At 70.1% G+C, this 21,628-nt stretch carries 23 protein-coding genes, 2 pseudogenes and 1 riboswitch; of the genes and pseudogenes, 10 read left to right on the forward strand and 15 right to left on the reverse strand.

Going from position 1 to position 21,628, the window contains the following annotated elements:
- A pseudogene (locus AB0M20_RS02170) lies at positions 1 to 396 on the forward strand (thymidylate kinase); the annotation flags it as partial.
- Here the strand turns inward: AB0M20_RS02170 and AB0M20_RS02175 are convergent.
- Positions 393 to 1,076 (reverse strand): SDR family NAD(P)-dependent oxidoreductase, encoded by a 684-nt coding sequence (locus tag AB0M20_RS02175; RefSeq protein ID WP_364292290.1) that lies wholly within the window; start codon positions 1,074 to 1,076, stop codon positions 393 to 395. The pseudogene AB0M20_RS02170 and the gene AB0M20_RS02175 overlap by 4 nt on opposite strands.
- Before the next feature lie 582 nt (positions 1,077 to 1,658).
- Here AB0M20_RS02175 and AB0M20_RS02180 point away from each other — a divergent pair.
- Positions 1,659 to 2,660: a sigma-70 family RNA polymerase sigma factor gene (locus AB0M20_RS02180; protein ID WP_364292293.1), complete on the forward strand. Its 1,002-nt coding sequence runs from the start codon at positions 1,659 to 1,661 to the stop codon at positions 2,658 to 2,660.
- A 59-nt stretch (positions 2,661 to 2,719) separates the two neighbouring features.
- On the opposite strand, the gene AB0M20_RS02185 is transcribed toward AB0M20_RS02180, so the two are convergent.
- The 3 genes from AB0M20_RS02185 to AB0M20_RS02195 all read right to left on the reverse strand — a co-directional run bounded on the left by AB0M20_RS02185 (position 2,720) and on the right by AB0M20_RS02195 (position 4,707).
- Positions 2,720 to 3,676, reverse strand: a complete 957-nt coding sequence (locus AB0M20_RS02185) for an NlpC/P60 family protein (RefSeq protein ID WP_364292296.1) — start codon at positions 3,674 to 3,676, stop codon at positions 2,720 to 2,722.
- A 13-nt stretch (positions 3,677 to 3,689) separates the two neighbouring features.
- Positions 3,690 to 3,835: riboswitch (cyclic di-AMP (ydaO/yuaA leader) on the reverse strand.
- 140 nt (positions 3,836 to 3,975) lie between these two features.
- Positions 3,976 to 4,296: a DUF3817 domain-containing protein gene (locus AB0M20_RS02190; RefSeq protein WP_364292299.1), complete on the reverse strand. Its 321-nt coding sequence runs from the start codon at positions 4,294 to 4,296 to the stop codon at positions 3,976 to 3,978.
- A 12-nt stretch (positions 4,297 to 4,308) separates the two neighbouring features.
- Positions 4,309 to 4,707, reverse strand: coding sequence for a hypothetical protein (locus tag AB0M20_RS02195; protein WP_364292302.1), 399 nt, complete (start codon positions 4,705 to 4,707; stop codon positions 4,309 to 4,311).
- A gap of 78 nt (positions 4,708 to 4,785) precedes the next feature.
- Here AB0M20_RS02195 and AB0M20_RS02200 point away from each other — a divergent pair, with 78 nt between their 5' ends.
- The 4 genes from AB0M20_RS02200 to AB0M20_RS02215 all read left to right on the forward strand — a co-directional run bounded on the left by AB0M20_RS02200 (position 4,786) and on the right by AB0M20_RS02215 (position 6,615).
- Positions 4,786 to 5,022 carry a DUF6158 family protein gene (locus tag AB0M20_RS02200; protein ID WP_364292305.1) on the forward strand — a complete coding sequence of 79 codons (237 nt, stop codon included), beginning with the start codon at positions 4,786 to 4,788 and terminating at the stop codon, positions 5,020 to 5,022.
- Positions 5,023 to 5,271: 249 nt separating this feature from the next.
- A complete protein-coding gene (locus tag AB0M20_RS02205; protein WP_364292308.1) occupies positions 5,272 to 5,442 on the forward strand; it encodes a hypothetical protein in 171 nt (56 codons plus the stop codon).
- Between the two features lie 36 nt (positions 5,443 to 5,478).
- Entirely contained in the window at positions 5,479 to 5,682 is a 204-nt protein-coding gene (locus tag AB0M20_RS02210) for a hypothetical protein (protein ID WP_364292311.1), read from the forward strand.
- A gap of 225 nt (positions 5,683 to 5,907) precedes the next feature.
- Complete coding sequence (locus AB0M20_RS02215; protein ID WP_364292314.1) at positions 5,908 to 6,615, forward strand: GAF and ANTAR domain-containing protein; 708 nt, start codon at positions 5,908 to 5,910, stop codon at positions 6,613 to 6,615.
- Positions 6,616 to 6,689: 74 nt separating this feature from the next.
- Here AB0M20_RS02215 and AB0M20_RS02220 read toward each other — a convergent pair whose 3' ends face one another.
- The 3 genes from AB0M20_RS02220 to AB0M20_RS02230 are packed head-to-tail and all read right to left on the reverse strand — an operon-like array spanning position 6,690 to position 9,641.
- Positions 6,690 to 8,510, reverse strand: a complete 1,821-nt coding sequence (locus AB0M20_RS02220) for an MDR family MFS transporter (protein ID WP_364292317.1) — start codon at positions 8,508 to 8,510, stop codon at positions 6,690 to 6,692.
- A complete protein-coding gene (locus tag AB0M20_RS02225) occupies positions 8,507 to 8,983 on the reverse strand; it encodes a MarR family transcriptional regulator (RefSeq protein WP_364292320.1) in 477 nt (158 codons plus the stop codon). The genes AB0M20_RS02220 and AB0M20_RS02225 overlap by 4 nt, the downstream gene beginning before the upstream one ends.
- Positions 8,984 to 9,020: 37 nt before the next feature.
- Positions 9,021 to 9,641: a 50S ribosomal protein L11 methyltransferase gene (locus AB0M20_RS02230; RefSeq protein ID WP_364292323.1), complete on the reverse strand. Its 621-nt coding sequence runs from the start codon at positions 9,639 to 9,641 to the stop codon at positions 9,021 to 9,023.
- A gap of 229 nt (positions 9,642 to 9,870) precedes the next feature.
- On the opposite strand from AB0M20_RS02230, the gene AB0M20_RS02235 reads away from it, so the two are divergent.
- Together AB0M20_RS02235 and AB0M20_RS02240 are read left to right on the forward strand one after the other, a co-directional pair.
- A complete protein-coding gene (locus AB0M20_RS02235; RefSeq protein WP_364292326.1) occupies positions 9,871 to 10,512 on the forward strand; it encodes a response regulator transcription factor in 642 nt (213 codons plus the stop codon).
- A 157-nt stretch (positions 10,513 to 10,669) separates the two neighbouring features.
- On the forward strand, positions 10,670 to 12,139 hold the full coding sequence (locus AB0M20_RS02240) for a hypothetical protein (protein WP_364292329.1): 1,470 nt from the start codon (positions 10,670 to 10,672) through the stop codon (positions 12,137 to 12,139).
- A 1-nt stretch (position 12,140) separates the two neighbouring features.
- Here the strand turns inward: AB0M20_RS02240 and AB0M20_RS02245 are convergent, their stop codons facing one another.
- From AB0M20_RS02245 to AB0M20_RS02255, 3 genes are read right to left on the reverse strand one after another with little or no spacing between them, the layout of a single operon-like run.
- The gene (locus tag AB0M20_RS02245) at positions 12,141 to 13,496 is read right to left on the reverse strand and encodes an FAD-binding oxidoreductase (protein WP_364292332.1); all 1,356 of its coding nucleotides are present in this window, start codon (positions 13,494 to 13,496) and stop codon (positions 12,141 to 12,143) included.
- Entirely contained in the window at positions 13,493 to 14,713 is a 1,221-nt protein-coding gene (gene serA / locus AB0M20_RS02250; RefSeq protein WP_364292335.1) for a phosphoglycerate dehydrogenase, read from the reverse strand. Before serA ends, AB0M20_RS02245 begins: the two co-directional genes overlap by 4 nt.
- A 34-nt stretch (positions 14,714 to 14,747) precedes the next feature.
- Positions 14,748 to 15,653 (reverse strand): aminoglycoside phosphotransferase family protein, encoded by a 906-nt coding sequence (locus AB0M20_RS02255; protein WP_364292338.1) that lies wholly within the window; start codon positions 15,651 to 15,653, stop codon positions 14,748 to 14,750.
- Positions 15,654 to 15,740: 87 nt separating this feature from the next.
- Between AB0M20_RS02255 and AB0M20_RS02260 the strand changes: the two genes are divergently transcribed.
- Both AB0M20_RS02260 and AB0M20_RS02265 read left to right on the forward strand, forming a co-directional pair.
- A complete protein-coding gene (locus tag AB0M20_RS02260; protein ID WP_364292341.1) occupies positions 15,741 to 16,715 on the forward strand; it encodes an ATP-binding cassette domain-containing protein in 975 nt (324 codons plus the stop codon).
- Complete coding sequence (locus AB0M20_RS02265) at positions 16,712 to 17,557, forward strand: ABC transporter permease (RefSeq protein WP_364292344.1); 846 nt, start codon at positions 16,712 to 16,714, stop codon at positions 17,555 to 17,557. The genes AB0M20_RS02260 and AB0M20_RS02265 overlap by 4 nt, the downstream gene beginning before the upstream one ends.
- A gap of 1,085 nt (positions 17,558 to 18,642) precedes the next feature.
- On the opposite strand, the gene AB0M20_RS02270 is transcribed toward AB0M20_RS02265, so the two are convergent.
- The 5 genes and pseudogenes from AB0M20_RS02270 to AB0M20_RS02290 form a co-directional block, all read right to left on the reverse strand.
- On the reverse strand, positions 18,643 to 19,206 hold the full coding sequence (locus AB0M20_RS02270; RefSeq protein WP_364292346.1) for a molybdopterin-dependent oxidoreductase: 564 nt from the start codon (positions 19,204 to 19,206) through the stop codon (positions 18,643 to 18,645).
- A 64-nt stretch (positions 19,207 to 19,270) separates the two neighbouring features.
- Positions 19,271 to 19,621: pseudogene (locus AB0M20_RS02275) on the reverse strand (molybdopterin-dependent oxidoreductase); the annotation flags it as partial.
- Positions 19,516 to 19,845 carry a hypothetical protein gene (locus AB0M20_RS02280; protein ID WP_364292349.1) on the reverse strand — a complete coding sequence of 110 codons (330 nt, stop codon included), beginning with the start codon at positions 19,843 to 19,845 and terminating at the stop codon, positions 19,516 to 19,518. The gene AB0M20_RS02280 and the pseudogene AB0M20_RS02275, both read right to left, overlap by 106 nt.
- Positions 19,846 to 19,990: 145 nt before the next feature.
- On the reverse strand, positions 19,991 to 20,809 hold the full coding sequence (locus AB0M20_RS02285; RefSeq protein WP_364292352.1) for an ABC transporter permease subunit: 819 nt from the start codon (positions 20,807 to 20,809) through the stop codon (positions 19,991 to 19,993).
- The coding region (locus AB0M20_RS02290; RefSeq protein ID WP_364292355.1) for an ATP-binding cassette domain-containing protein at positions 20,806 to 21,628 on the reverse strand (823 nt) is incomplete at its 5' end. The genes AB0M20_RS02290 and AB0M20_RS02285, both read right to left, overlap by 4 nt.

The raw sequence follows: 21,628 nt of genomic DNA on the forward strand, positions 1-21,628 counted from the left end.
CGCTATGCCTACTGCCAGTACGCGAGCCTGCGCGCCCGGGCGGCCGGGCCGGCGGCCGAGCGCTGGGCCCGGCTGGCGTACCGGCTGTTTCCCGCGCCCGACGTGACCTTCGTGCTGCTGGTCGACCCGGCGGTGGCGTATTCGCGCATCGAGGCCCGCGGCACCGACCACGAGGAGATGGACTACCTGCGGGCGGCCGATGGGGCGTACCGGTCGCTGCCGGAGTTCCCGCGGTTCGTGATGATCGATGCCAACGGCACTCCCGATCAGGTCGCCGCGGAGATCCGGTCCCGCCTCGCGCTGCCGATCGTGGCGCCGCCCGCCCGCCTCGCGGCCGTGCTCGGCCTGGGCGCCTTGCTCGGCCCCCTTTTCCTCCAGCGTTCCCGTCTTCCCTAGCCGTTGCCGTAGACGGGGATGGTGGCGCCGCTGGTCGGCTTCGAGTCGTCCCCGGCCAGGAAGAGGATGACCTTCGCGATCTCCTCCGGCGTAACCCAGTCGTCGGTCTTGGCATTCGGCCGGCTCTCCCGGTTGGCCGGGGTGTCGATGACGCTGGGCAGCACGGTGTTGCATCGCACGTTCTGCCGCTTGTATTCGACCGCCACCGCGCTCGCGAACGCCAGCACGCCGGCCTTCGCCGTCACGTAGCCGGCCGCACCGGGGAAGGGCGCCACGGCGGCCTTGGAGGAGACGCAGACGATCGAGCCGCCGCCGGCCGCCACGAGCGCCGGCAGCGCGGCGGAGGTGACCAGGTACAGCGGGCGCAGGTTGACCCTGAGCATGGCCTCGAAGTCGTCGACGGGTGTCTCGTGCACGCGGCCGCTGCCCGCGTACCCGCCGACGAGGTTGACCACCGCCGCCAGCGGCGCGTCACCCGCCTCCGCCGCGACCGAGGCCGCGTGTTCTACGTCACCCTGGACCGTGAGATCCGTCTCAACCGCGACCGCGCCGGCCGGTAACCGGCCGGCCGTGCCGGGCCGGATCGGCGCCACGACCCGCCATCCTGATTCGACGAAATTGGAGACAACGGCCCGGCCGAGGCCGCCCGTGCCGCCGGTGATCAATGCGGTTCGTCCCATGGGGCAATCTAAGCCCACCGAGGCAGATGTGTTCTCCGTCACGTCGTGTAGAGGAAGCGGTTCGACAGGGCACGGCATTGTGCAAAAGGATGTCAGTCACCCGGATGGGCGAGTGAACTGCAGCGCAGCGTGGCGCATTGTGGCTGATGGTCCCGTTCCACCGTGGTGACGGGGCCGTTTCGTGCAGAGATTGCATCAGGGCCCGCGGCAACCCGCCGATCTTGGGGCTGAACCCTCTTGGCTACTAGGCCGTACAGGGTAGTGACGAGCGTCGCAGGAGTGGTCGTGATGCCCGTCGCTGCGGCGGACGAGGGGTCGATGGTGTCATGAAGCGGGCGACGAGTATGCGACAGAACGCATCCGCCGGCGGGTGCGGCTCCGAATGACTATGCGATGGCGCTCTTCAGTAAGTATGCACCGGGCTCTCAGCGCACGCTCAGACATTCGTGACACTTTCGACTCACCAGCCGGAATCACTTCGGGACGCCATCTGTTGTGCATAGCGAAGTTCAGCAACGCAGACGTTCAGCACGCAGCGCAGTTCGGCATCGCAGGTTCTGCGGACGTTACGGGGAGGGACTGATGGACGCAGGTATCGCCCGTAACAGGGTTAGTGAAGGCAATGAGGGGACCGTGGACAGCGTGGAGAAGAACACCGTGATGCGGACCGATGAGGTCGCCGAGGAGCGCGACCTCGTTGGCGTGTATCTGCACGAGATCTCCCGGACACCTCTGCTGGATGCCGCCCGAGAGGTCGACCTCTCCAAGGCGATCGAGGCCGGCCTGTACGCCGAGCACCTGCTCGAGCAGACCGAGATCCGCCGGGGTGTCAGCCGGGAGGAGTTGGAGCGGCTGGTCACCGAGGGGCAGCGCGCGAAGGACCTGTTCATCCGCGCCAACCTGCGACTGGTCGTGTCGATCGCGCGTCGGTACGTACGTTCCGGCATGCCGATGCTCGACCTGATCCAGGAGGGCAACACCGGCCTGGTTCGCGCGGTCGAGAAGTTCGACTACGAGCGCGGCTACAAGTTCTCGACGTACGCGACGTGGTGGATCCGCCAGGCGATCAGCCGGGCGATCGCGCAGCAGGAGCGCACCGTGCGCCTGCCCGTGCACCTCGTCGAGGACGTCAACCGCATGCGCAACGTCACCCGCCAGCTCGTTCGCGAGCTCGGCGCCGACCCGGAGCCCGAGCAGATCGCCAAGGCGCTGGGCGTGACGGTGGAGCGTGTCAACGAGCTCACCCGCTGGGCGCAGGACACGGTGTCGCTGGACACCCCGGTCGGCGACGACGGCGACACCAACCTCGGTGACCTGGTCGCCGACGGTGACGCCCCCTCGCCCGAGGAGATCGTGCTGACCGCGCTGGAGCGGTCGCGCATCGAGGGTCTGCTCAACCACCTCGACGACCGGTCGGCCGGCATCATGCGGGCGCGGTATGGCCTCGAGGACGGCCGCGAGCACTCGCTCACCGAGGTCGCCTCCCGCTTCTCCCTCTCCCGCGAGCGGATCCGCCAGCTGGAGATCCAGGCGCTGGGCCGGCTGCGGGAGCTGGCGCGGGCCGAGGGCCTGCAGGCCGCGTAAGGTTTCGAGCACGAAAAAAGGGGCCGGGGTGACCCGGCCCTTTTTCGTGCGCTCGTCCGCTACTTGACCCGGCCGTATCCGTTCGGGGTCATGATGTTCATCGTGCGCTTCTTCACCGGCTCGCCGGCGTGTGAGGCGTCGATGATCTGTCCACCGCCGACATACAGCGCGACGTGGCCGTTGCTCCGGTAGAAGATCAGGTCACCTGGTCTCAGCTCGGACTTACTGATCCGCGCGGTGGCCGAGTATTGCGCGGCCGCGTTGTGCGGCAGCGATTTGCCGGCCTTGCGCCACGCCGCCGAGGTCAGCCCGGAGCAGTCGTAACCGTCCGGCCCGTCGGCGCCGTACTTGTACATGACGCCGATGGCGTTGTACGCGAACGAGACCGCCTTGCCGGCCGAACCCGCGATGGTCGGCACAGGACCGGTGTACTTGCTGCCCGACGAGGTCGGCTTGCCATACGCGGCGCTGCGCATGTCGTACAGCTTCTTGAGGTCGGCCTCGATCTTCTTCTTGCGGGCCGCCAGCTCGTTGACCTCGGCGGTCTGCTTGACCTGCGTCGCCTTGAGAGCCGCCTGCCGCGTCGTGAAGTTCTTCGTCGTGGCGGTGTAGTTGTCGATCTGCCGCTGCCTGCTGCGCGACATCTGATCGAGCACGCTCATCCGGTCGAGCAGGCTGCCCGGACCCTCCAGCACGACGTTGATCGTGCCGACGTCGCCGTTCTTGTACGCCGTCTTCGCGATGTTCTGCATCTCGACCTTGGCGGCGGCGAGGGCGACCTTGGCCGGGCCCAGGGACTGGACCAGCTTCTTTTCGTCCGCCTTGCTTTTGGCGAGACTGATCCGCATCGCGTTGTACGACTCGACGACGTCCTCGAGCTGGTCCGATGCCTTCTGGATCTTCTTGTTGACGTCGCTCGACGGTGCCGCTTGGGCGGCCGTCGCGGCCGTGCCGGTGATCGCCAGCGCCATCATGACGACGGCGAGCGTCCGGAACCTCGTACGGACGTGGGACAACGCTTTGTGGCCTTTCTTCCGCGTGTGCCGCCTACCGGGTTAGCTGACGGACTCGGGCTGGGAAGAAGAGCCCTACCGTCCGTTTTGTCACGGACGGATTCGCCCCGGAAACCTGGTTCCCCGGATCGGCCTGGGGGACCGACTCGGCGGCGTTGGGCCGGCGCCACCGGAGGGGAGTGGCTGCGGACCGATCCAACCGCATTAACTTATCGATGGATCACGGAAAGGCAAGGCTTTCTTAGAGTGACTTAAGCCAATGGCCGGTAAAGTCACCATGATCCAGATAGCGGCCAGTATTCCTACGCTTTCAGAGCGTCACTTTCGGCATTTCGAGCCCACCCGCGTGACACTTTTCGCTCCGCCCAGAAGGACAGGAATGGAATCGTGCCGGCCAGCATGATCAGCACCATCCTGGGCAGCGGCCAGCGCAGACGGCGGCCCAGGTCGAAGGTGGCCAGCACGTACAGGATGAAGAGGAAGCCGTGTGCCGGCCCGACGCCGGCGACCACCGCGTCGTTGTCCGCCAGGTACTTGAGCGGCATGCCGATCACGACCAGGACGATCAGCACCACGCCGACGATCCAGGCGATGATCCGATAGCGGGTCAGGGCTCCCTGCACGATGCACGTTCCTTATCTCTTGCCCGGGTAGTCGCCGGGGCGGGCGCCCGGGTGGGCGGCCAGCCAGGCGAGGTAGTCGTTGTAGGCCTCGAGCTCGGGGTCGTCGGGTTGCGCCACGGCTCGGCTGGGAACTCGGACCGGCCGGCCGACCTCGGCCTTCTCCGCCGTCGGCACGCCTCTGCGGGCCTTCTCCGCAGTCGGCACGCCCTTGCGGGCCAGCTGGACCTCACGCCACCACAGGAAGCCGACAAAGCCCGCGAAGACCGGCCACTGCACCGTGTATCCCCAGCTCAGTGCATTGCCACCGGCGGCTCGCGTGTATTGCCACCAGCCAAGGGCGAGGAAGGCGAGGATCAGAACGAGCGCGGCCACGTGGCGTGCGATCCACGCCGGGGTCCACAACCCTTTCATGCCTGTCAGCGTAGCCGCGCCGTTTCGGTGACCGCCTCGGCGGGCACGCTGTGCACCAGCAATCCATGGAGGTGTGTGATGACGGATCCCGATCTTGTCGTTTCGGAGACGGGCATCGACCCGGCCGGGCTGGGCGACGACGACCTGTTCCGCGAACTGGCCAGCCTGCACCGGACGAGGCTGCAGACACTGCGCCACGGCCCGGACGCGGCGCTCGACAACCATCTGCGCCGCACGGCCGAGCTGGAGACCGAATACATGGCGCGCTATCCCGGCCGCGAGGTCGACCCGTCGCGGCTCACCCAGGACTTCTAGCCGGAAAGCAATGCGCCGCCCCCGAGATCGGGGGCGGCGCGGATGTCGGTGCGCAGGTCGCCTCGCGGCGAAAGGCACAACACGGCTCCAGCCGAACGGTAGTCCGTGAAGGCAAAGGGTGAGGCCCGGGGACACTGGTCGCACCGACATCTGTTCTCAACCTTCGACCACCCGTCACGATTCCATGACCGGTTGTGACGCGGGCCACACCAACTGTTTGCGGGCGGGGCGCTCGGGTAGTCGGGCGGCATGACCCAGCAGGATCATCTTGAGGCGTTCGACGAGGACGAGACCGACGTCGACTTCGCCAACGAGCACCAGGACACCACCGTCGACTCGGACGTCTCCAGCGAGGGTGACGACGGCGAGCCGGAGAGCCCGGAGGGCTGGTCGGGCCTCGACCGCGACGGCCCACCCTGACGGATTACCGGGGGACAGGCCGGGTATCCGATCTTCATGAGCTTCCACGAGGGTGATGAGCGGGCCGAGCGGCGGGCGGCCGACCTGCTGCCGGAAGAGCGGGCGGCCGGCAGTGCCGATCCCGAGGCGCAGGCCGAGGCGATCCTCGAGGAGTCGGACGAACGCGAGGACAATCTCGGCTTAGCTCGGGAAAACCGCACCTCGGGAGAGACGGTCACACCCGCCGAAGGAACCCGATAGGGGCACAAACTTTCGTGTCTGCGCTGGACGTGGCAGGATCCTCGCGTGCCTGACCCTCGACGGAGCGCCGGGCGCGTCGTCCCTCGGCGAGCGCCGCAGATAGGCGGCGCGGCCGCTCCCAACCAGACACGCCGCACAGCTCAGGCCCGCAAGCCCGAGGTGGTCACCGGTCCCGCGTCCGCGGTGCCGGCTCAGCTTCTCGAACCTCTCGTGGATGGACCAGCCGTGCCCGTCGTCGTCGAGCCCGCGAGGCCGCATCCCGTCGAGATTGCCGGGCTGCTGCATGAGCTCTCTGAGCGGCTGCTGTCCACCGACGACCTGTCGCAGGCGTTGGATCGGCTCGCGGTCTTCGCGGTGGGAGCCGTGCCGGGCGCGGTGCGCTGCTCGATCGTCTCGATCACCGAGGGCGAGCCGCTGACGTTGACCGCCTCGGGCGGGGAGGGACGGCTCGTCGACGACTGCCAGTACCGGACCGGACAGGGACCGGGGCTGGACGCGGCGCGTACCCGCACGTTGGTCACCACGCAAGATCTGGTCACCGACCCGCGCTGGCCCGCTCTCGCGGAGTGCGCGCGGGACGAGGGCGTGCAGTCGGTGGCCGCGATCCCGCTCGACGTGCAACGGGAGTCGGTCGGGGCGTTGAGCCTGTTCGTGCGCGGACCCGACGGCGTCGCGCCCGAGCTGCTGCTCACCGCGATGGCGATCGTGAACCAGGCGGAGATCCTGCTGGGTGAGCTGGCCCGCCGGGCGGCCCTGAGCAAGGGAGCGACGGTGGACCGGGCGATCGGCGTGATCATCGCGCAGCGCGGGTGCGGGGTGCGCGAGGCCTACGACGTGCTGCAGGAGACCGCCCAGCGGCTCGGCCTGGATCGTCAGACGGTGGCGGAGAGGCTGATCGCCGCGGCGGCACGGACCCGAGAGCCCGGCCACTGAATCCGAAGGCCGCTGGAAGACGGCTGAGGGGATGCCGGCCGGTGGCCCGCATCCCCTCGTTCGTCACATCGCCGTCAGCTCGGTGGGTTGCCATCCTGGCCGGCCGGAACCCGGTCGGGATCCGCCCGGTGCGCACCGGCGGCCCTTCCGTTCGGCGTGCCGCCGTCTGAGCCGGCGACCGTGTTGTGCGGCGTGCCGGCGTCGGGGCCCGCGCCGACCTCGCCCGGGACTCCGTCGGAGTTCTCCGCGGCCAGCGCGTCCGCCGCCCGCTGCTGCTGCGCCGAACGCTGCGCAAGCGGGATCTCCGGCAGGAAGAAGACGATGATCAGGCCGATCACCATCACCGCCAGCGCCATCAGGAAGACGATCTGGATGCCGTCGGAGAAGCCCTCCTTGAACGGGTGCGCGACCACGTCGGAGAGGCGGCTCAAGAACGAGGTGTCGCTGAGCGCATCGCCGCCCTGCGCCTGCTGCAGCACCCGGGCCTGACTCGGGTCGGCGGCCAGTGCCTGCTGGAACTCCGGAGTGTTGCGCGCTGCGCCGAACGCATCGTTGATCTTGCCCGGCAGCACGTTGAACAGCACGGAGAGGAAGACCGCCGTGCCGAGCGTGCCGCCCATCGAGCGGAAGAACGCCACCGAGCTGGTCGCCACGCCGATCTCGCGGGGGCTCACCGCGTTCTGCACCGCGGTGATCATCGGCTGCATGTTGCCGCCCAGGCCGAGGCCCATCACCACCATGATCAGCATGACCCGCCACAGCGGGGTGTCGGCGCCGATCATGCTGAAGAGCCCGAGCGCCACCACCATCAGGACGCTGCCCACGATCGGGAAGATGCGATAGCGGCCGGTGCGGGCGATGAGCTGCCCGGCCAGGATCGAGCCGCCCATGATGCCGACCACGAAGGGGATCATTTGCAGGCCGGCCATGGTCGCAGACGAGCCCTTGACGATCTGCAGGTACAGCGGGACGGTCATCAGGCCGCCGAACATCGCCATGCCGAGGATCGTGCTGGACGCCGAGCTGACCGCGACCGTCCGGTTGCCGAAGAGCCGCAGCGGCAGCAACGCCTCCTCCTTGTACGCCCGCTCGACGAACACGAACGCCACCAGGCCGATCGCACCGATCACGAAGCAGGCGACCGACCGGCCGGACCCCCAGCCCCAGTCGCGGCCCTGCTCGGCCACGGTCAGCAGGGGCACCAGACCGATGATCAGCGTGAGCGCGCCGGGCCAGTCGATGCGGTGGTTGACCCGCGTGTGCGGCAGGTGCAGCACCCGGGCGACCACGATCATCGCCGCGATGCCGATCGGCACGTTGAGGTAGAAGACCCAGCGCCAGCCGTCGACCCAGAGCAGGGTGTCGGCGCCGGCGAAGAAACCGCCGAGGATCGGGCCGATCACGCTGGCGGTGCCGAAGACGGCCAGGAAGAAGCCCTGGTATTTGGCGCGCTCCCGGGGCGGGACGATATCGCCGATGATGGCCAGGGCCAGTGACATCAGGCCGCCCGCGCCGATGCCCTGGATGGCGCGGAAGGCGGCCAGCTCGTACATGCTCTGGGACAGGCCGCAGAGGATCGAGCCGACGATGAAGATGCCGATCGCGAAGAGGAAGAACGGCCGGCGTCCGTAGATGTCGGACAGCTTGCCGTACAGCGGCGTCGAGATCGTGGACGTGATCAGGAAGGCCGTGGTGGCCCAGGCCTGCAGGTCGAAGCCGTTCAGGTCGTCGGCGATGGTGCGCGTCGCGGTGGCCATGATGGTCTGGTCGAGGGCGGCCAGGAACATGCCCATCATCAGGCCGATCAGCACCGTGATGATCTGGCGGTGCGTGAAGTCGGCCGAGGGCTGGGCGGATGCCCCGCCTCGAGCCGGCGCGGTGGTTGTGTCGCTCACGCGTTCTCCCGTGATGTGGCGGCCGAGTCACTGCGCAGGAGCGCCTCGACGGAGCTGTTGAAATCGGCGAACAGGGCGGCGAACTGCTCGACCCGCTCCGGCGGCCAGTCCGCGAGGGCCCGGCTCAGCAGTGCGTGCCGTGCGTCCGCCATCCGTGCGCAGGCGGCCAGGCCGGCCTCGGTGACCGCCAGGCGCGAGGCCCGGCCGTCCGCGGGGTCGGCCTCGCGGCGCGCCAGGCCGGCCTTGACGAGCTGCGCCGCCTGCCGGCTGACCGTCGACGGGTCGGCCTGTTTGACCTCAGCGAGGTCGGTGACCCGCATCGGTCCCATATGCCGCAACGGGAACAGCAGCATCAGTGCGGAGAACTCGGCGCCGAGATCTCCGACGTTGAGCATGCCTTTGGCCCGTGCGCCCAGGCGGGTGAATCGCACAAGTTCCCCGGCCAGACGACCGGCGGCGCCCTGCTCTGTCACTGCTGTCCTCGTGGGTCGGCCTTCAGATGCGTGTAGCCTACAAGTGGTTGTTTGCTGAACGCATTGTGTTTCGCATCTCCCACACGATCGTGGTCAGCCGTTGCGTCGACTCCAGCGCGGGCGGGACCGGCACGTCGTACTCGGCCGTGCGGTCGAAGAGCCGCTCCGGGAAATACCCCCGCCCCGGGTCGCCAACCAGGATGCGAGCGCCCGATCGCCGGGCCGCGAGCAGCGTCGCGGTCATCTGCTCGGCCACCCGCTCCGTATAGAACGCGTCACCGGCCAGCACGACGTCGGCGGCCGGCGGCGGGGTGGTCGCGGCCGCGATGACCACGTCGTTGGCCGCCGCGTTGCGCAGCGCCGCCGCGACCGCCGCGGGATCACTGTCGACCGCCGTCACCGCGGCCGCGCCGGCCCGGGCGGCCGCGATCGCCACGAGCCCGGAGCCGGTGCCGAGGTCGGTCACCCGGCGGGCGCGGACCAGGTCGGGATGATCCAGGACGTAGCGGGCGAGGGCCTGACCGCCGGCCCAGGCGAAGGACCAGAACGGCGGCGGCCGGTCGCTGTGGAACTCACCGCCGGACACGTCGAAGAGCCCGCGGCCGGGCTCGGCCAGGTGCAGGGATATCTCGGGCGTCAGGGGTACGCGACTCAGCACGGGAGAATTGTGCGGGCGGGGTACGACAAGAACGTTCCACCGTGGCGTGAGGGGGTGCGCTCGACCGAAAGACCTGTTATCACAGCCGGATGGGCTGAACCGGTGTGCGGGCGGGCAGTGGGAACGCTCCCGAGACGCGTACTCGATCAGACTGTTCATACGGCGGGCATTCTTGGCGGGTGAACATAGACTCTGGCGACTGTGTTCGATGTCCGAAGGAGGGTGGCTCATGAGTGACGCGACGATCACGGTGCTCGTCGTGGACGGCCATCAGACCTTCGCCGAACTGCTCGGTGTTGCCCTGCGTGGGCAGCCTGACCTGCGGTATGTCGGACATGCCCGAACCGGGCAGGAAGCGTTGAGTCTGGTCGGAGAACTACGTCCGGACGTGGTGCTGCTGGATCCCGAGTTGTCCGATTCGGACGGTATCGCCATCGCGGAGCTGATGCGGCACCGCTTTCCGGACACCCGAGTGGTGATCCTCACAGCGAGCAATGAGGCGGCGCTCGTCGGCCGGGCCACCGCCGCCGGCGCGGCCGGGTTCCTGACGAAGAACGGCCCGCTCGGCGATGTGCTCAACGCCGTGCACACCGCCCACGGCGGCGGCATGACCGTCTCCACCGACATCCTCGCCCGCCTGCTGCGCAGCACCTCGCCGGTGGCCGGCCCGCGACCCGGCGGCCTCACCGCCCGTGAGCACGAGGTGCTCGAGCTGATGGCGGCCGGCCTCGACCCGCGGGCCATCGCCCGGCGCCTCGGGATCAGCGTGCACACCTGCCGCGGACACGTGAAGGCGTTGCTGGGCAAGCTCGGCGCGCACAGTCAGCTCGAGGCGGTCGCGGTGGCCCGCCAGCGCGGGCTCATTCAGTAGCCCGACCTGCGGTGCATTACAGAGAGTAATTCATCTCCACACTCATCCGCAGCGGCCCACGATCCGTATTCCATCCCGGAGCGCCGCGGACAGATCGTCGGCGCCCGGCGCGATCGGGAGGGGTCATCGCGTGGAACGCTCAATAGCTGATGAGGCCGTGGCGACCGAGGTCGCTCTGGCCGACCTGCCGTCCACGTCGGGCGCGCACTGGGCCAACCGTGACGTCCGGCGGACCGGCGGTGAGACGCCGTTCCGGCGGCCGCCCGCGCGTCGATCCCTGGAAACCGAAGCTCCGGAAAGCAGCGCAGTGGACAATCGCGACGATGCCGGGTGGAACGCGTTCCTGCCGGCCGCCACGGCGACGCAGCCCGAAGCGTCCTGGGAGTCGGGCTCGGCGGATCAGCGGCCGGCCGAGCCGGGCACGTCGAGCCGCGCCTCGTTCGGCGTGACCGACGAACCCATCAGCGGCAACTGGTTCGGCAAGGACCCCTCACCGGTGTCACCGGCCGGGCCCGCGCACGCGCAGGGACGGCCCACCATGCCCATGCCGGGCGAGACGCCGGATCAGCTGCGTGATCAGCTCCCGGTGCGCGGCGCCGACGGGTTTCCCGCCGGCGGTGCGGGCTCCGCCGAGTGGCCGACGACCTCGGGGGAGTGGCCCGCGGCCTCCACGGAGTGGCCCGCCGCTGCGCCGGAGTGGCCTGCTGCCTCGGCGGAGTGGCCCGCGACGTCGACCGGTGACTGGTCCGACACCTCGTTCCAGGAACGCGCCTTCTTCGACGAGTCGGCCGCGCACCACGAGATTCGGCCGCACCGCGCCGATTCCAACCGCGCCGACGCCGACCAGAAGGGTCACCACCACCAGGACCAGCCGCGACGGTCGAAGCTGATGGTCGGCGCCACGGTCGCGCTCAGTTCGCTGGTGCTGCTGGGCGCGACGGCAGCCGGGGTGGCCTACTTCGCCGGGGACGACTCGGACATCGGTTCGGTGCTCGAGCTCGGCTCGGCCGACAAGGGCGGCACGGTCGCGACGGCTCCGCTCGGCGGCCGGTCGGCGGCGTCCTTCGAGCTGGTCGCGGCCACCCGCCGGGCCGTGGTGAAGACACAGGACCTCGGCGGGAACCTCTTCAAGATCACCGCAGCCGGTGAGTCCGGCACCGCCCCCAAGCCGGCGATGACCGGTGACAAGGTGCAGCTCCTGCTGGCCGCCGACGGCGAGGACGCACGCGGCAACGTCGAGGTGCTGCTGTCCAACAAGGTCACCTGGGCGTTGCGGTTCACCGGCGGCGGCGACGAGCAGGTGGTCGACCTGACCGGCGGCAAGGTCAGCGCACTGGACCTGACCGGTGCGAGCCGCCGCGTCGACCTGAAGCTGCCGACGCCCAGCGGCACGGTGCCGTTGCGGGTCACCGGCGCCATCGAGGACCTGTCGCTGGCGTCGCCCAAGGGCAGCCCGGTCCGGGTGAAGGTGGACAGTGGCGCGAAGACCGTCGCGGCGGGTACGCGTACCCTCCAGAACGTGAAACCGGGCTCCACGCTGACGCCGAAGGACTGGAAGGTGCCCAACCGCTACGACGTCGACGCGGAAGCCCGGCTGACGCTGCTCACCGTGCGTACCGTGGGATGACCTAGGCCAGCAGGACGCCCGGATTGAGCGTGCCCGCGGGGTCCATCGCCTGCTTGATCCGCCGCATCGCGGCGATCTCGGCGTCCGAACGCGACAGACCCAGATAGTGCGCCTTGGCGCGGCCGACGCCGTGCTCCGAGCTGATGCTGCCGTGCCGGCTCGCCACCAACTCGAGCACGGCCTCGCTGACCGCCTCCGAGCGGTCGCCCGCCTCCAGCACATTGACGTGCAGGTTGCCCTCGCCGAGGTGCCCGAAGATCAGCACGCGGGCGCCCGGCGCGGCGCCGGCGACCGTGCCCGGCAGGTCGTCGACCAGGCCGGCCAGCTCGCGCAGGGGGACGCTGACGTCCAACTTGACCGGCACGCCCGCGGCGCTGATCGCCTCGGTGTGCGTCTCGCGGTACGCCCAGAGCCGGGCCACGCCGGTCGCGTCCGAGGCCACCGTCGCGTCCAGCACCGCCTCCGACTCGCCCAGCACCTCGAGCAGCTCGTCGGTCGGGTCCGTGCGCGCCGAGCACTCCAGCGTCACGTACGCCGGGTAGGCCTCGGCAAACGGCGCATTGAGCTTGCCGTGTGCCCGCACCAGATCCAGGCCGTCCGCGAGGAAGAGCTCCGCCGCGGAGAGCGAAGCCAGCCCGGCCCGCGCGGTGGCGAGCAGCTCGATCGCCGCCGGTACGCCGGAGACCGCAACCAGCGCGACCGCCCGCGTCGGGAGCAGCGGCACCAGCCGCAGCCGCACCTTGGTGATCACCGCCAGGGTGCCCTCGCTGCCGGCCAGCAGCTGGGTCAGGTCGTAGCCGGTGTTGTCCTTGGCCAGACCGGCCAGGCGGGTCACCACGCTGCCGTCGGCCAGCACCGCCTCGATGCCGGTGAGCTGGTCACGCATGCTGCCGTAGCGGACAACGCGCAGACCGCCCGCGTTGGTCGCGACCAGCCCGCCGACCGTCGCCGCGGAGCGCGCCGCCAGGTCGACCCCGACATCCAGCCCGTGCGGGCGGGCGTGCTGCTGCAGCCTTTCCAGGGTCACGCCGGCGCCCGCGGTGACCTGGCCCTCGAGGAGGTCGACCTCCGCCATCTCGGTGAGCCGGCCGAGGCTGAGCAACACGTCGCCGCCGGCCGGGGTGGCGCCGCCGACCAGCCCGGTGTTGCCGCCCTGGACGGTGAGTGGCACGCCCGCCTCGGCGCAGGCCCTGATCACCGACGAGACCTCGCCGGTGTCGCCCGGCCGGACGACCGCCAGCGAGGAGCCGTGGAAGCGGCGCGTCCAGTCCGTCTCGTACTGCGCCTTGAGGTCGCCGTCGGTCAGGACGTGCTGTGCCCCGACGATCTCGCCGAGGACGTCGAGCAGATCGCTCACGACAGCACGCGCAGACGCACGGTCTGCTCCATGCCGCGGAGCTGGTCGAGCACGTCGTCGGAGAAGCCGCTCTTGATGTCGGTGATCAGGTAGCCGTACTCACCCCGGGTGCTGAGCAGCTGACCCTCGACGTTGACGCGGTGCTCGGCCAGGATGCTGTTCACCTGAGCCAGCACGCCCGGGGTGTTGATGTGCACGTGGACCACGCGGCTCATGCCCTCCTGTTGCGGCAGGGCGACGCCGGGCAGGTTGACGCTCAGCGTGGTGTTGCCCTCCCGCACGAAGTGGGCCAGCTTGTTCGCCACGAAGTCGCCGATGTCGGACTGGGCCTCCTCGGTGGACCCGCCGATGTGCGGGGTGAGGATCACGTTGGGCAGGCCGCGCAGCTCGGACTTGAACTCGTCGCCGCGGCCCTTGGGCTCGGTCGGGAAGACGTCGACCGCGGCGCCGGAGAGGTGGCCGCTCTCCAGCGCCTCGCGCAGCGCGACGTGGTCGACGACGATGCCACGCGACAGGTTGAGGAAGATCGCACCCGGCCGCATCCGCTTGAACTGCTCGGCGCCGAAGAACCCGGCGTTGCCCGGCCGGCCGTCGACGTGCAGGGTCACCACGTCGGAGGTCTCGAGCAGCTCCTCGAGGCTGGCGCACCGGTGCGCGTTGCTCAGCGCCAGCTTGTCGGCGGTGTCGTAGAACGAGACGTGCATGCCCAGGTTCTCGGCCAGCACGGAGAGCTGCGTGCCGATGTTGCCGTACCCGACGATGCCGAGCCGGCGCCCGCGGATCTCGTGGCTGCCGTCGGCCGCCTTGTCCCAGACGCCGTTGTGCATGCCCGCGTTCTTCTCGGTCAGCCGGCGGGTCAGCGCGATGATCTCGGCGACCGCGAGCTCGACCACCGAGCGGGTGTTGGAGAACGGCGCGTTGAACACCGCGATGCCCCGGGACGCGGCGGCCGGCAGGTCGATCTGGTCGGTGCCGATGCAGAACGCCCCGATCGCGACCAGGCTGTCGGCGGCGGCCAGCACGCTCGCCGTCACCTTGGTCTTGGACCGGATGCCGAGCAGGTGCACCCCGCGGATGCGCTCGATCAGCTCGGCCTCGTCCAGGGCGTTGCGGACGGACTCGACGTGGTAACCCTCCGCCTCGAGCCGCGCCACGGCGTCGGCGTGAATGCTCTCCAGCAGCAGGACCCGTACCTCAGTCATCACTTTCCGTTTCATCGTTTCGCGTCGGCGGTTCCCCAGGGTAGTCGGCTCAACCCGTGAGACGGGACCGCATCCAGGGGAGGAGTGCGTCACCCTGCCAGCGCTGAAACGCCCGGACGGTGGGCAGACCCGGCGGCGGCGCGTCCCGGGACCGGTCGAGGAGGTAGCCGGTGAAGGCGATCACCACGTCGACGCCCTCGGCAGGCAGCAGGTCGTCGACGTCACCGCCGTGTACCAGCACGTTCATCGCCAGCAGGCTGATGTCCAACCATGCCGGGCCGTTGCAGCCCCACGGCCAGTCGACGAAGACCATCTCGCCGGCCGGGGTGTAGAGCATGTTGTCGGCTCGCACGTCGCAGTGCACGAGCGTGTCGCCGCTCAGGCTGTCGAGGGCGCGTGTGCTTCTCGTCACCAGCTCGTCCAGATGCGGGATCAGCCAGGGCTCGAGGTCGGCCGGCGGGTCCGCCGCGATGCGGCTCCACCCGTCGAAGTCGCGGGCCAGGCGTTGGCTCGCCGTTGTCAGGCCGGGCAGAGGGGACGGCGTGAGGCGGTGGGCGAGCTTGGTCAGCCCACGCACGGCCGCGTCCAGCTCGGCCTCCACCCAGGGGGTACGCGGGTGCCGGCCGTCGACGTCCTCGAAGACCAGTGCGATCCAGTGGCCGTCGTCGACCGTGCCGAGCAGCGTGGGCGCCGGGGCGTCGCGGGGGAGCGCGGCGGCCACGACCGCCTCCTCCCTCGCCATGCCGGCGGAGACCGGGTTCTGGTCGGGGCTGACCGCCTTCACGAAGGCGCGGTCACCCGATGCGGTGACGACCCGGTCGGCGGTGCCGGGAGAGAACCCGCCCGACTGCGACTCCGCCTCGAGCACCGGAGATCCCAGGATCTCGGCGACGGCCTCCTGCACGTGGGACGGCAGGTCGAGCCAGCCGATGCGTACGCCGACAGCGGGGATCATGCCCCGATACTGGCAACTTGCTGAGAAACGGCCAACGGCTTTTCCCGGGCACGGAAAATGTCACACCCCTGGGAGAGGATGCCGGGCATGAACGCACCAGCCGTCGAGACGACCGGTCTCGTGAAGACGTTCGGTGACAACCGCGCGGTCGACGGGGTCGACCTCTCGGTCCCCGCCGGCACCGTCTATGGCCTGCTCGGGCCCAACGGAGCTGGCAAGACCACGGTGGTCCGCATGCTGGCCACGCTGCTGCGACCGGACGGTGGCCGGGCCACGGTCTTCGGCCACGACGTGGTCAAGGACGCCGACGAGGTTCGCAGCCGGGTCAGCCTGACGGGTCAGTACGCGTCGGTCGACGAGGACCTGACCGGGACGGAAAATCTCGTCCTGCTCGCCCGCCTGCTGGGTTACGGCAAGCCGGCGGCGCGCGACCGCGCCGCCCAGCTGCTCGAGGCGTTCGGCCTAACCGACGCCGCCGATCGGCAGGTGAAGAAGTATTCCGGCGGCATGCGCCGCCGCCTCGACATCGGCGCGAGCATCCTCAACACCCCCGATCTGCTGTTCCTCGACGAGCCGACGACCGGCCTCGACCCGCGCAGCCGCAACCAGGTGTGGGACATCATTCGGCTGGTCGTGGGGACCGGCACCACCGTGCTGCTCACCACGCAGTATCTGGACGAGGCCGACCAGCTGGCCGGGCGGATCGCGGTGATCGACCACGGCAAGGTGATCGCCGAGGGCACGCCGGGGCAGCTCAAGTCCTCGATCGGCGCGGGCACCGTGCATGTCCGGCTGCGGGATCCCGAGCAGCGCCCGGCGGCCGAGCGGCTGCTCGCGGCGGAGCTGCGGACCAGCGTGTCGTTCGATGCCGATCCGGTGGCGCTGACCGCCCGGGTCGACGCGGGCGGCTCCGATCAGGGCGCCGCCGAGCAGGCGTCCCGTGCGCTGGCCGCCCTGGCGAGCGCCGGCATCGTGGTCGACGACTTCTCCCTCGGCCAGCCCAGCCTGGACGAGGTGTTCCTGGCCCTCACCGACCGGCCCGCCGAGGAGGCGACGGTATGAGCACCGCGACCCAAGAGACCGCCACCACCTACACACCCTCGCCCGAGGCGCTCGCCGCGGTGCTCACCCGGGGCGACCGGCCGCCGCGACCCAGCGCGTTGTCGGCGTCGCTGTCCTTCGGCTGGCGCGCGATCCTCAAGATCAAGCACGTTCCCGAGCAGCTCTTCGACGTGACCGCGTTCCCGATCATCATGACGCTGATGTTCACCTACCTGTTCGGCGGTGCGCTGGCCGGCTCGGTGGGTGAGTACCTCCAGTTCTTCCTGCCCGGCATCATGGTCAGCAGCGTCGTCATGATCACCATGTATACGGGCGTCGGGCTCAACACCGACATCGAGAAAGGCGTCTTCGACCGCTTCCGCACCCTGCCGGTGTGGCGGCCGTCCGCGTTGATCGGGATGATCTTCGGCGACCTGCTGCGCTACATCCTGGCCGCGCTGGTGATCATGGGGGTCGGTCTGGTGCTCGGCTTCCGCCCGTCCGGCGGCCCGGTCGGCGTCGCGGCCGGCATCGGGCTGCTGGTGGTGTTCTCGTTCGCGTTCTCCTGGGTCTGGACGATGTTCGGGCTGATCCTGCGCTCGGAGAAATCGGTGATGGGGGTCAGCATGATGGTGCTGTTCCCGCTGACCTTCCTGAGCAACATCTTCGTCGAGCCGTCCACGATGCCGGGCTGGCTGCAGGCGTTCGTGAAGGTCAACCCGATCACCCACCTGGTCGACGGGGTCCGGTCGATGATGGCCGGCTCGTGGGACATGATGGCGATCATGTGGACGCTGATCGAGGGCGGCTTGCTGGTCGCGGTCTTCGGCACCTTGACGATGCGCTTGTACAACCGCAAATGACGACCGGCCGCCGTCGCCCACCAACAACGGGCCCGCCGGGCCGCGGTCCCGCCCCGGCACCGCGTGGCCCCGGCCAGGCCACCGCCGGCTCGGCCCACGCCGCTCTCGGACCCGGCTGCGCCGGCCTGGGCCACGCGGCCTGCGGACTCGGTTGCGCCGGCTCGGCCCACGCGGCCTGCGGACCCGGCTGCGCCGGCTCGGCCCACGCGGCTCCCGGATCCGGCTGCGCCGACTTGGGCCACGCGGCCTGCGGACCCGGCTGCGCCGGCCTGGACCACGCGGTCCCCGAATACGGCGGCGCCGACCCTGGCCACGCCGCTGCCGGATCCGGCTGCGCCGGATCGAATGCCGGTTCAGCCTCACCGGGTGGTGTTGGGTCTGCTCGTGGATCCGCCGCGATCAGTGATTTTGCTTGTGCTGGTGGCGCTTCCGCGGCGCGTGGTGTTGATCCGGTCGGCGGTGCTGCCGCGGTGGATGGTGTTGGGTCGGTCGGCCGTCCGGCCCCGGTGGGAGTTGATGGCGTTCCCGCCTCATCCGGCTCGATCGGCGATGTCACCGGCGATTGGCCGGCGCGGTTGCGTGCGGCGACCGACGAGGCGGCGCGGCGACGGGCGGATCGGGTGGCGGCGCGGCAGCAAAGGACGGCGCGACGCGCTGCCGGTCTGGCGGCACGCCACGCGTGGCGGCAGGCGCGCTTGGACGCCCGCGCCGCCGACCGCGACCGCAGTCCGCGCGCCTGATCGCGGTTCCGCACCGCGCGCCCTCAGCCGACGGCGCGCTGTGCGCTTTCGGCTGGCGGCGCGCTCGGCTGGCGGCGCGTAGTTCGTTTCGGCCGGGTGACTCGGACGGCCGCGGGCGCCTCCGGCTTAGTGGTGCGTCGTCATTCGTCTGCTTGGCGTTGATTGGCGGCTGCGACCACCGTAGGTGTTGCCGCGCGGCGGCGGCTTACCGATGGGCGACCTAGCGCTGTTGAGCGGCGCTGTGCTGCTGCACATCGCCGAACACGCTTCGTCGCGGCGGCAATGCGCTGCCGCCACGGCTAGCCAGCCGTTGTGGCGGCTGGGGAAGTCCTGGCCGACCCTGTCCTATGTGGTCCTTACTCTGCGGGTGATCTGGCCGTTGTTCTCCCAGTAGGTGCGGCGGCTGGTCAGGTATGGGTCGTCGGGCGGCGGCTGCATGTGTCCGTCCGTGTCGAAGGCCCTCGAACGGACCGTGTGTTCGCCCGCTGATGGCGTACCCCAGTCATAGCTCCAGAAGCGCCACGCGAAGCCCTTCCTCTCGCGCGGGCGGTCCAGCGCCGCGCGCTGCCAGCGACCGCCGTCGATCTGCACCTCGACCCTGGCGATCGGCGCACCCCACGCAGGGCCGTGAATGGTGTGCCTGGTGCCGTGCCGCAGGACGCGGGCCGGCGCCGACTTCAGGCGGGCGTGCGAAACCGTGTGGAAGGTCCAGGCCGGCTGACCCGGGTGCGGCTCACCGATGGTCACGTAGTCGGGGGCCATGAACCGGCCCGCATACCGCTGGTCGACGAGCTGGATGCGGGTCAGCCATTTGACGTTGGCGACGCCGTACTGGCCGGGCGCGATCAGCCGGACGGGGAAGCCGTGCTCGCGTGGCAGCGGCTCGCCGTTCATCTCGAAGCAGAGCAAGGTTGTCGGGGTCCATCGCCTCGCGCAGCGACATGCTGCGAGCGAACTGCTCGGTGATGGTCAGGCCGCCGGCCGGATCCGGCGCCAGCACCCCGGAGTTGTCGCGGATGGTCACCGGGCCGCGGTCGGCGCCCCAGAAGATCACCTCGGTGGCGTCGTCCAGCGGGCCGGCCTCGCGCAGCAGCAGATGCAGCGGCGTGCCGGTCCAGTGGGCGTTGCCGATGCCGCCGATGAAGAACGGCGGTCCGGTGTTGCCGGAGCACTCCAAAGTGAACTCGACCGTTCGCCGAGGCCGGTGACGCAGGGCGGTCAGCGACAGCGTGCGCCGGTGCCGGGCCAGGCCAGGCCGTCGATGGCGAGCCGATAGCCGGCCGCGCCGAGGTTCGGAAGGTCGTAGTGCTTGACGGTGAAGAATTCGGAGTTCGGCGTACGCCGGGAGTCCAGTTCTTCCCACACGAGCAGGTTGCCGACGACGTTCTGTGCCGGCGGCGGGACTGGGGCCGGCTGGTCGAGCCAAGGCACCACCACGCCGGCGTGCCCGCCACTGGCGTGCGCGGGGGCGGCCACGGCCACGGTGGTCACCCCGGCAGCGGCGCCGGCGAGAACGGTCCGGCGGGAGATCTCGGATTGTTCCGACATGGATACCTCCGGGAACGATGCCTCGGAGTTTCCTCCGAACGATGGAGCGGTCAAAGGACCCGGAAGGGTGAAGACAAGCACCGATCATCCGAACTCAACGGTAAGACATTTCCGCAGGCCAGCATGCTTTCCCGGAGGCGGCCGATCAGGCGTCCTGACGCTTCAGGCGCCAGGCCGCGGCCGCGCCGATGACGACCAGATAGGTCAGGAAGACGGCCAGGCCGGCCCACGGCGACAGGTGGCCCGCTTGCTGGGTAACGTCGGCGAAGGCTCCACCGGCCGTGGACGGCAGGTACGGGCCGACGGTGTCGCGCCAGCTCTCCGGCACCAGGAGCTGAACGATCCCCTCGAGGAGGAACAGGCCGCCGAACAGCGTGGTGATGGCTGTCGGCGTCGAGCGCAGCAGGGCGCCCAGCAGCAGGCCGAGCAGGCCGGCGCCGGTCAGGTAGAGCGCCGATCCGATCAACGCTCGCAGAACGCCTGCGTCGGTGAGCGAGGCTCCGCCGTCGCCGATGATCTCCTGGCCGCCCAGGAACGCCACCAAGGAGGCGGCCAGCATCAGCGGGAGGACGACCACGGTGAACACCGCCGCCTTCGCCCACAGGACCGGCAGGCGGGCCGGAACGGCGGCCAGGGTGGCACGAATCATGCCGGTGCTGTACTCGCCGGCCATCAACAGGACGCCCAGCGTGCCGAGCACCAGCTGGGCGAAGGTCATGCCGGCCAGGCTCACGTTGGTCGGGTCGATCGGGGCGTCGTTGCCCGGGCCGGGGCCGCCGGCGCTGCCGTCGCCGAAGACCGACGAGGCGAGCAGGCCGATGCCGATGTAGACGATCACGGCCGCGGCGAGGGTGACGATCGTCGAGCGCAACGTCCAGAACTTGATCCACTCGGAGCGGAAGACGCCGGCGGTGGTCACGTCCTGCCGGTGGACCCGCGGCTCGGGCAGCATGACCGTGCTCATGCCACACGCTCCAGGGCTGCGATAGGGGCAGCGACAGGGGCAGGGGCCGGCGTGGAGTATTCGACGGCGTCCTGGGTCAGGGCCATGAAGGCCTCCTCCAGCGAGGGCTGTTGCGGGGACAGCTCGTGCAGCGTGATGTTGTGCAGAGCGGCGCGGTCGCCGATCTCGTCGGCCGGGACGCCGGCCACCTCGAGCACGCCCCGGCCGACGCTGGTGATCGTGACGCCGGGGCCGGTCAGCAGGTCGTAGAGGTCCACCGCTTGCGGGGAGCGGACCCGGACGGTGTTGCGGGCCGCCCGGTCGATGAACTCGCTCACCGGCGCGTCGGCGATGAGGCGGCCGCGACCAACGACGATCAGGTGCTCGGCGGTCACCGCCATCTCGCTCATCAAGTGGGAGGAGACGAAGATCGTGCGGCCCTGCGCCGCCAGGGTCTGCATCAGCCGGCGGATCCAGAGGATGCCCTCGGGGTCCAGGCCGTTCACCGGCTCGTCCAGGATCAGCGTGCCGGGGTCGCCCAGCAGCGCGGACGCGATGCCCAACCGCTGACCCATGCCCAGCGAGAAGCCGCCGGCCCGCCGGTCGGCGACGTCGTGCAGGCCCACCAGGTCGATCACGTCGTCCACCCGGCCACGCGGGATCCCGGTGGTCGCCGCCAGCGCTCGCAAGTGGTTGCGCGCGCTCCGCCCGGTGTGCACGGACCGGGCCTCGAGCAGCGCGCCGACCTCGTGCAGCGGGGCGCGGAGGCGGGCGTAGGCGACGCCGTTGATGGTGGCGGTGCCGGCCGTCGGCCGGTCCAGACCCATGATGATGCGCATC

The sequence above is a fragment of the Actinoplanes sp. NPDC051633 genome (genome assembly GCF_040681735.1).
Classification (GTDB): domain Bacteria; phylum Actinomycetota; class Actinomycetes; order Mycobacteriales; family Micromonosporaceae; genus Actinoplanes.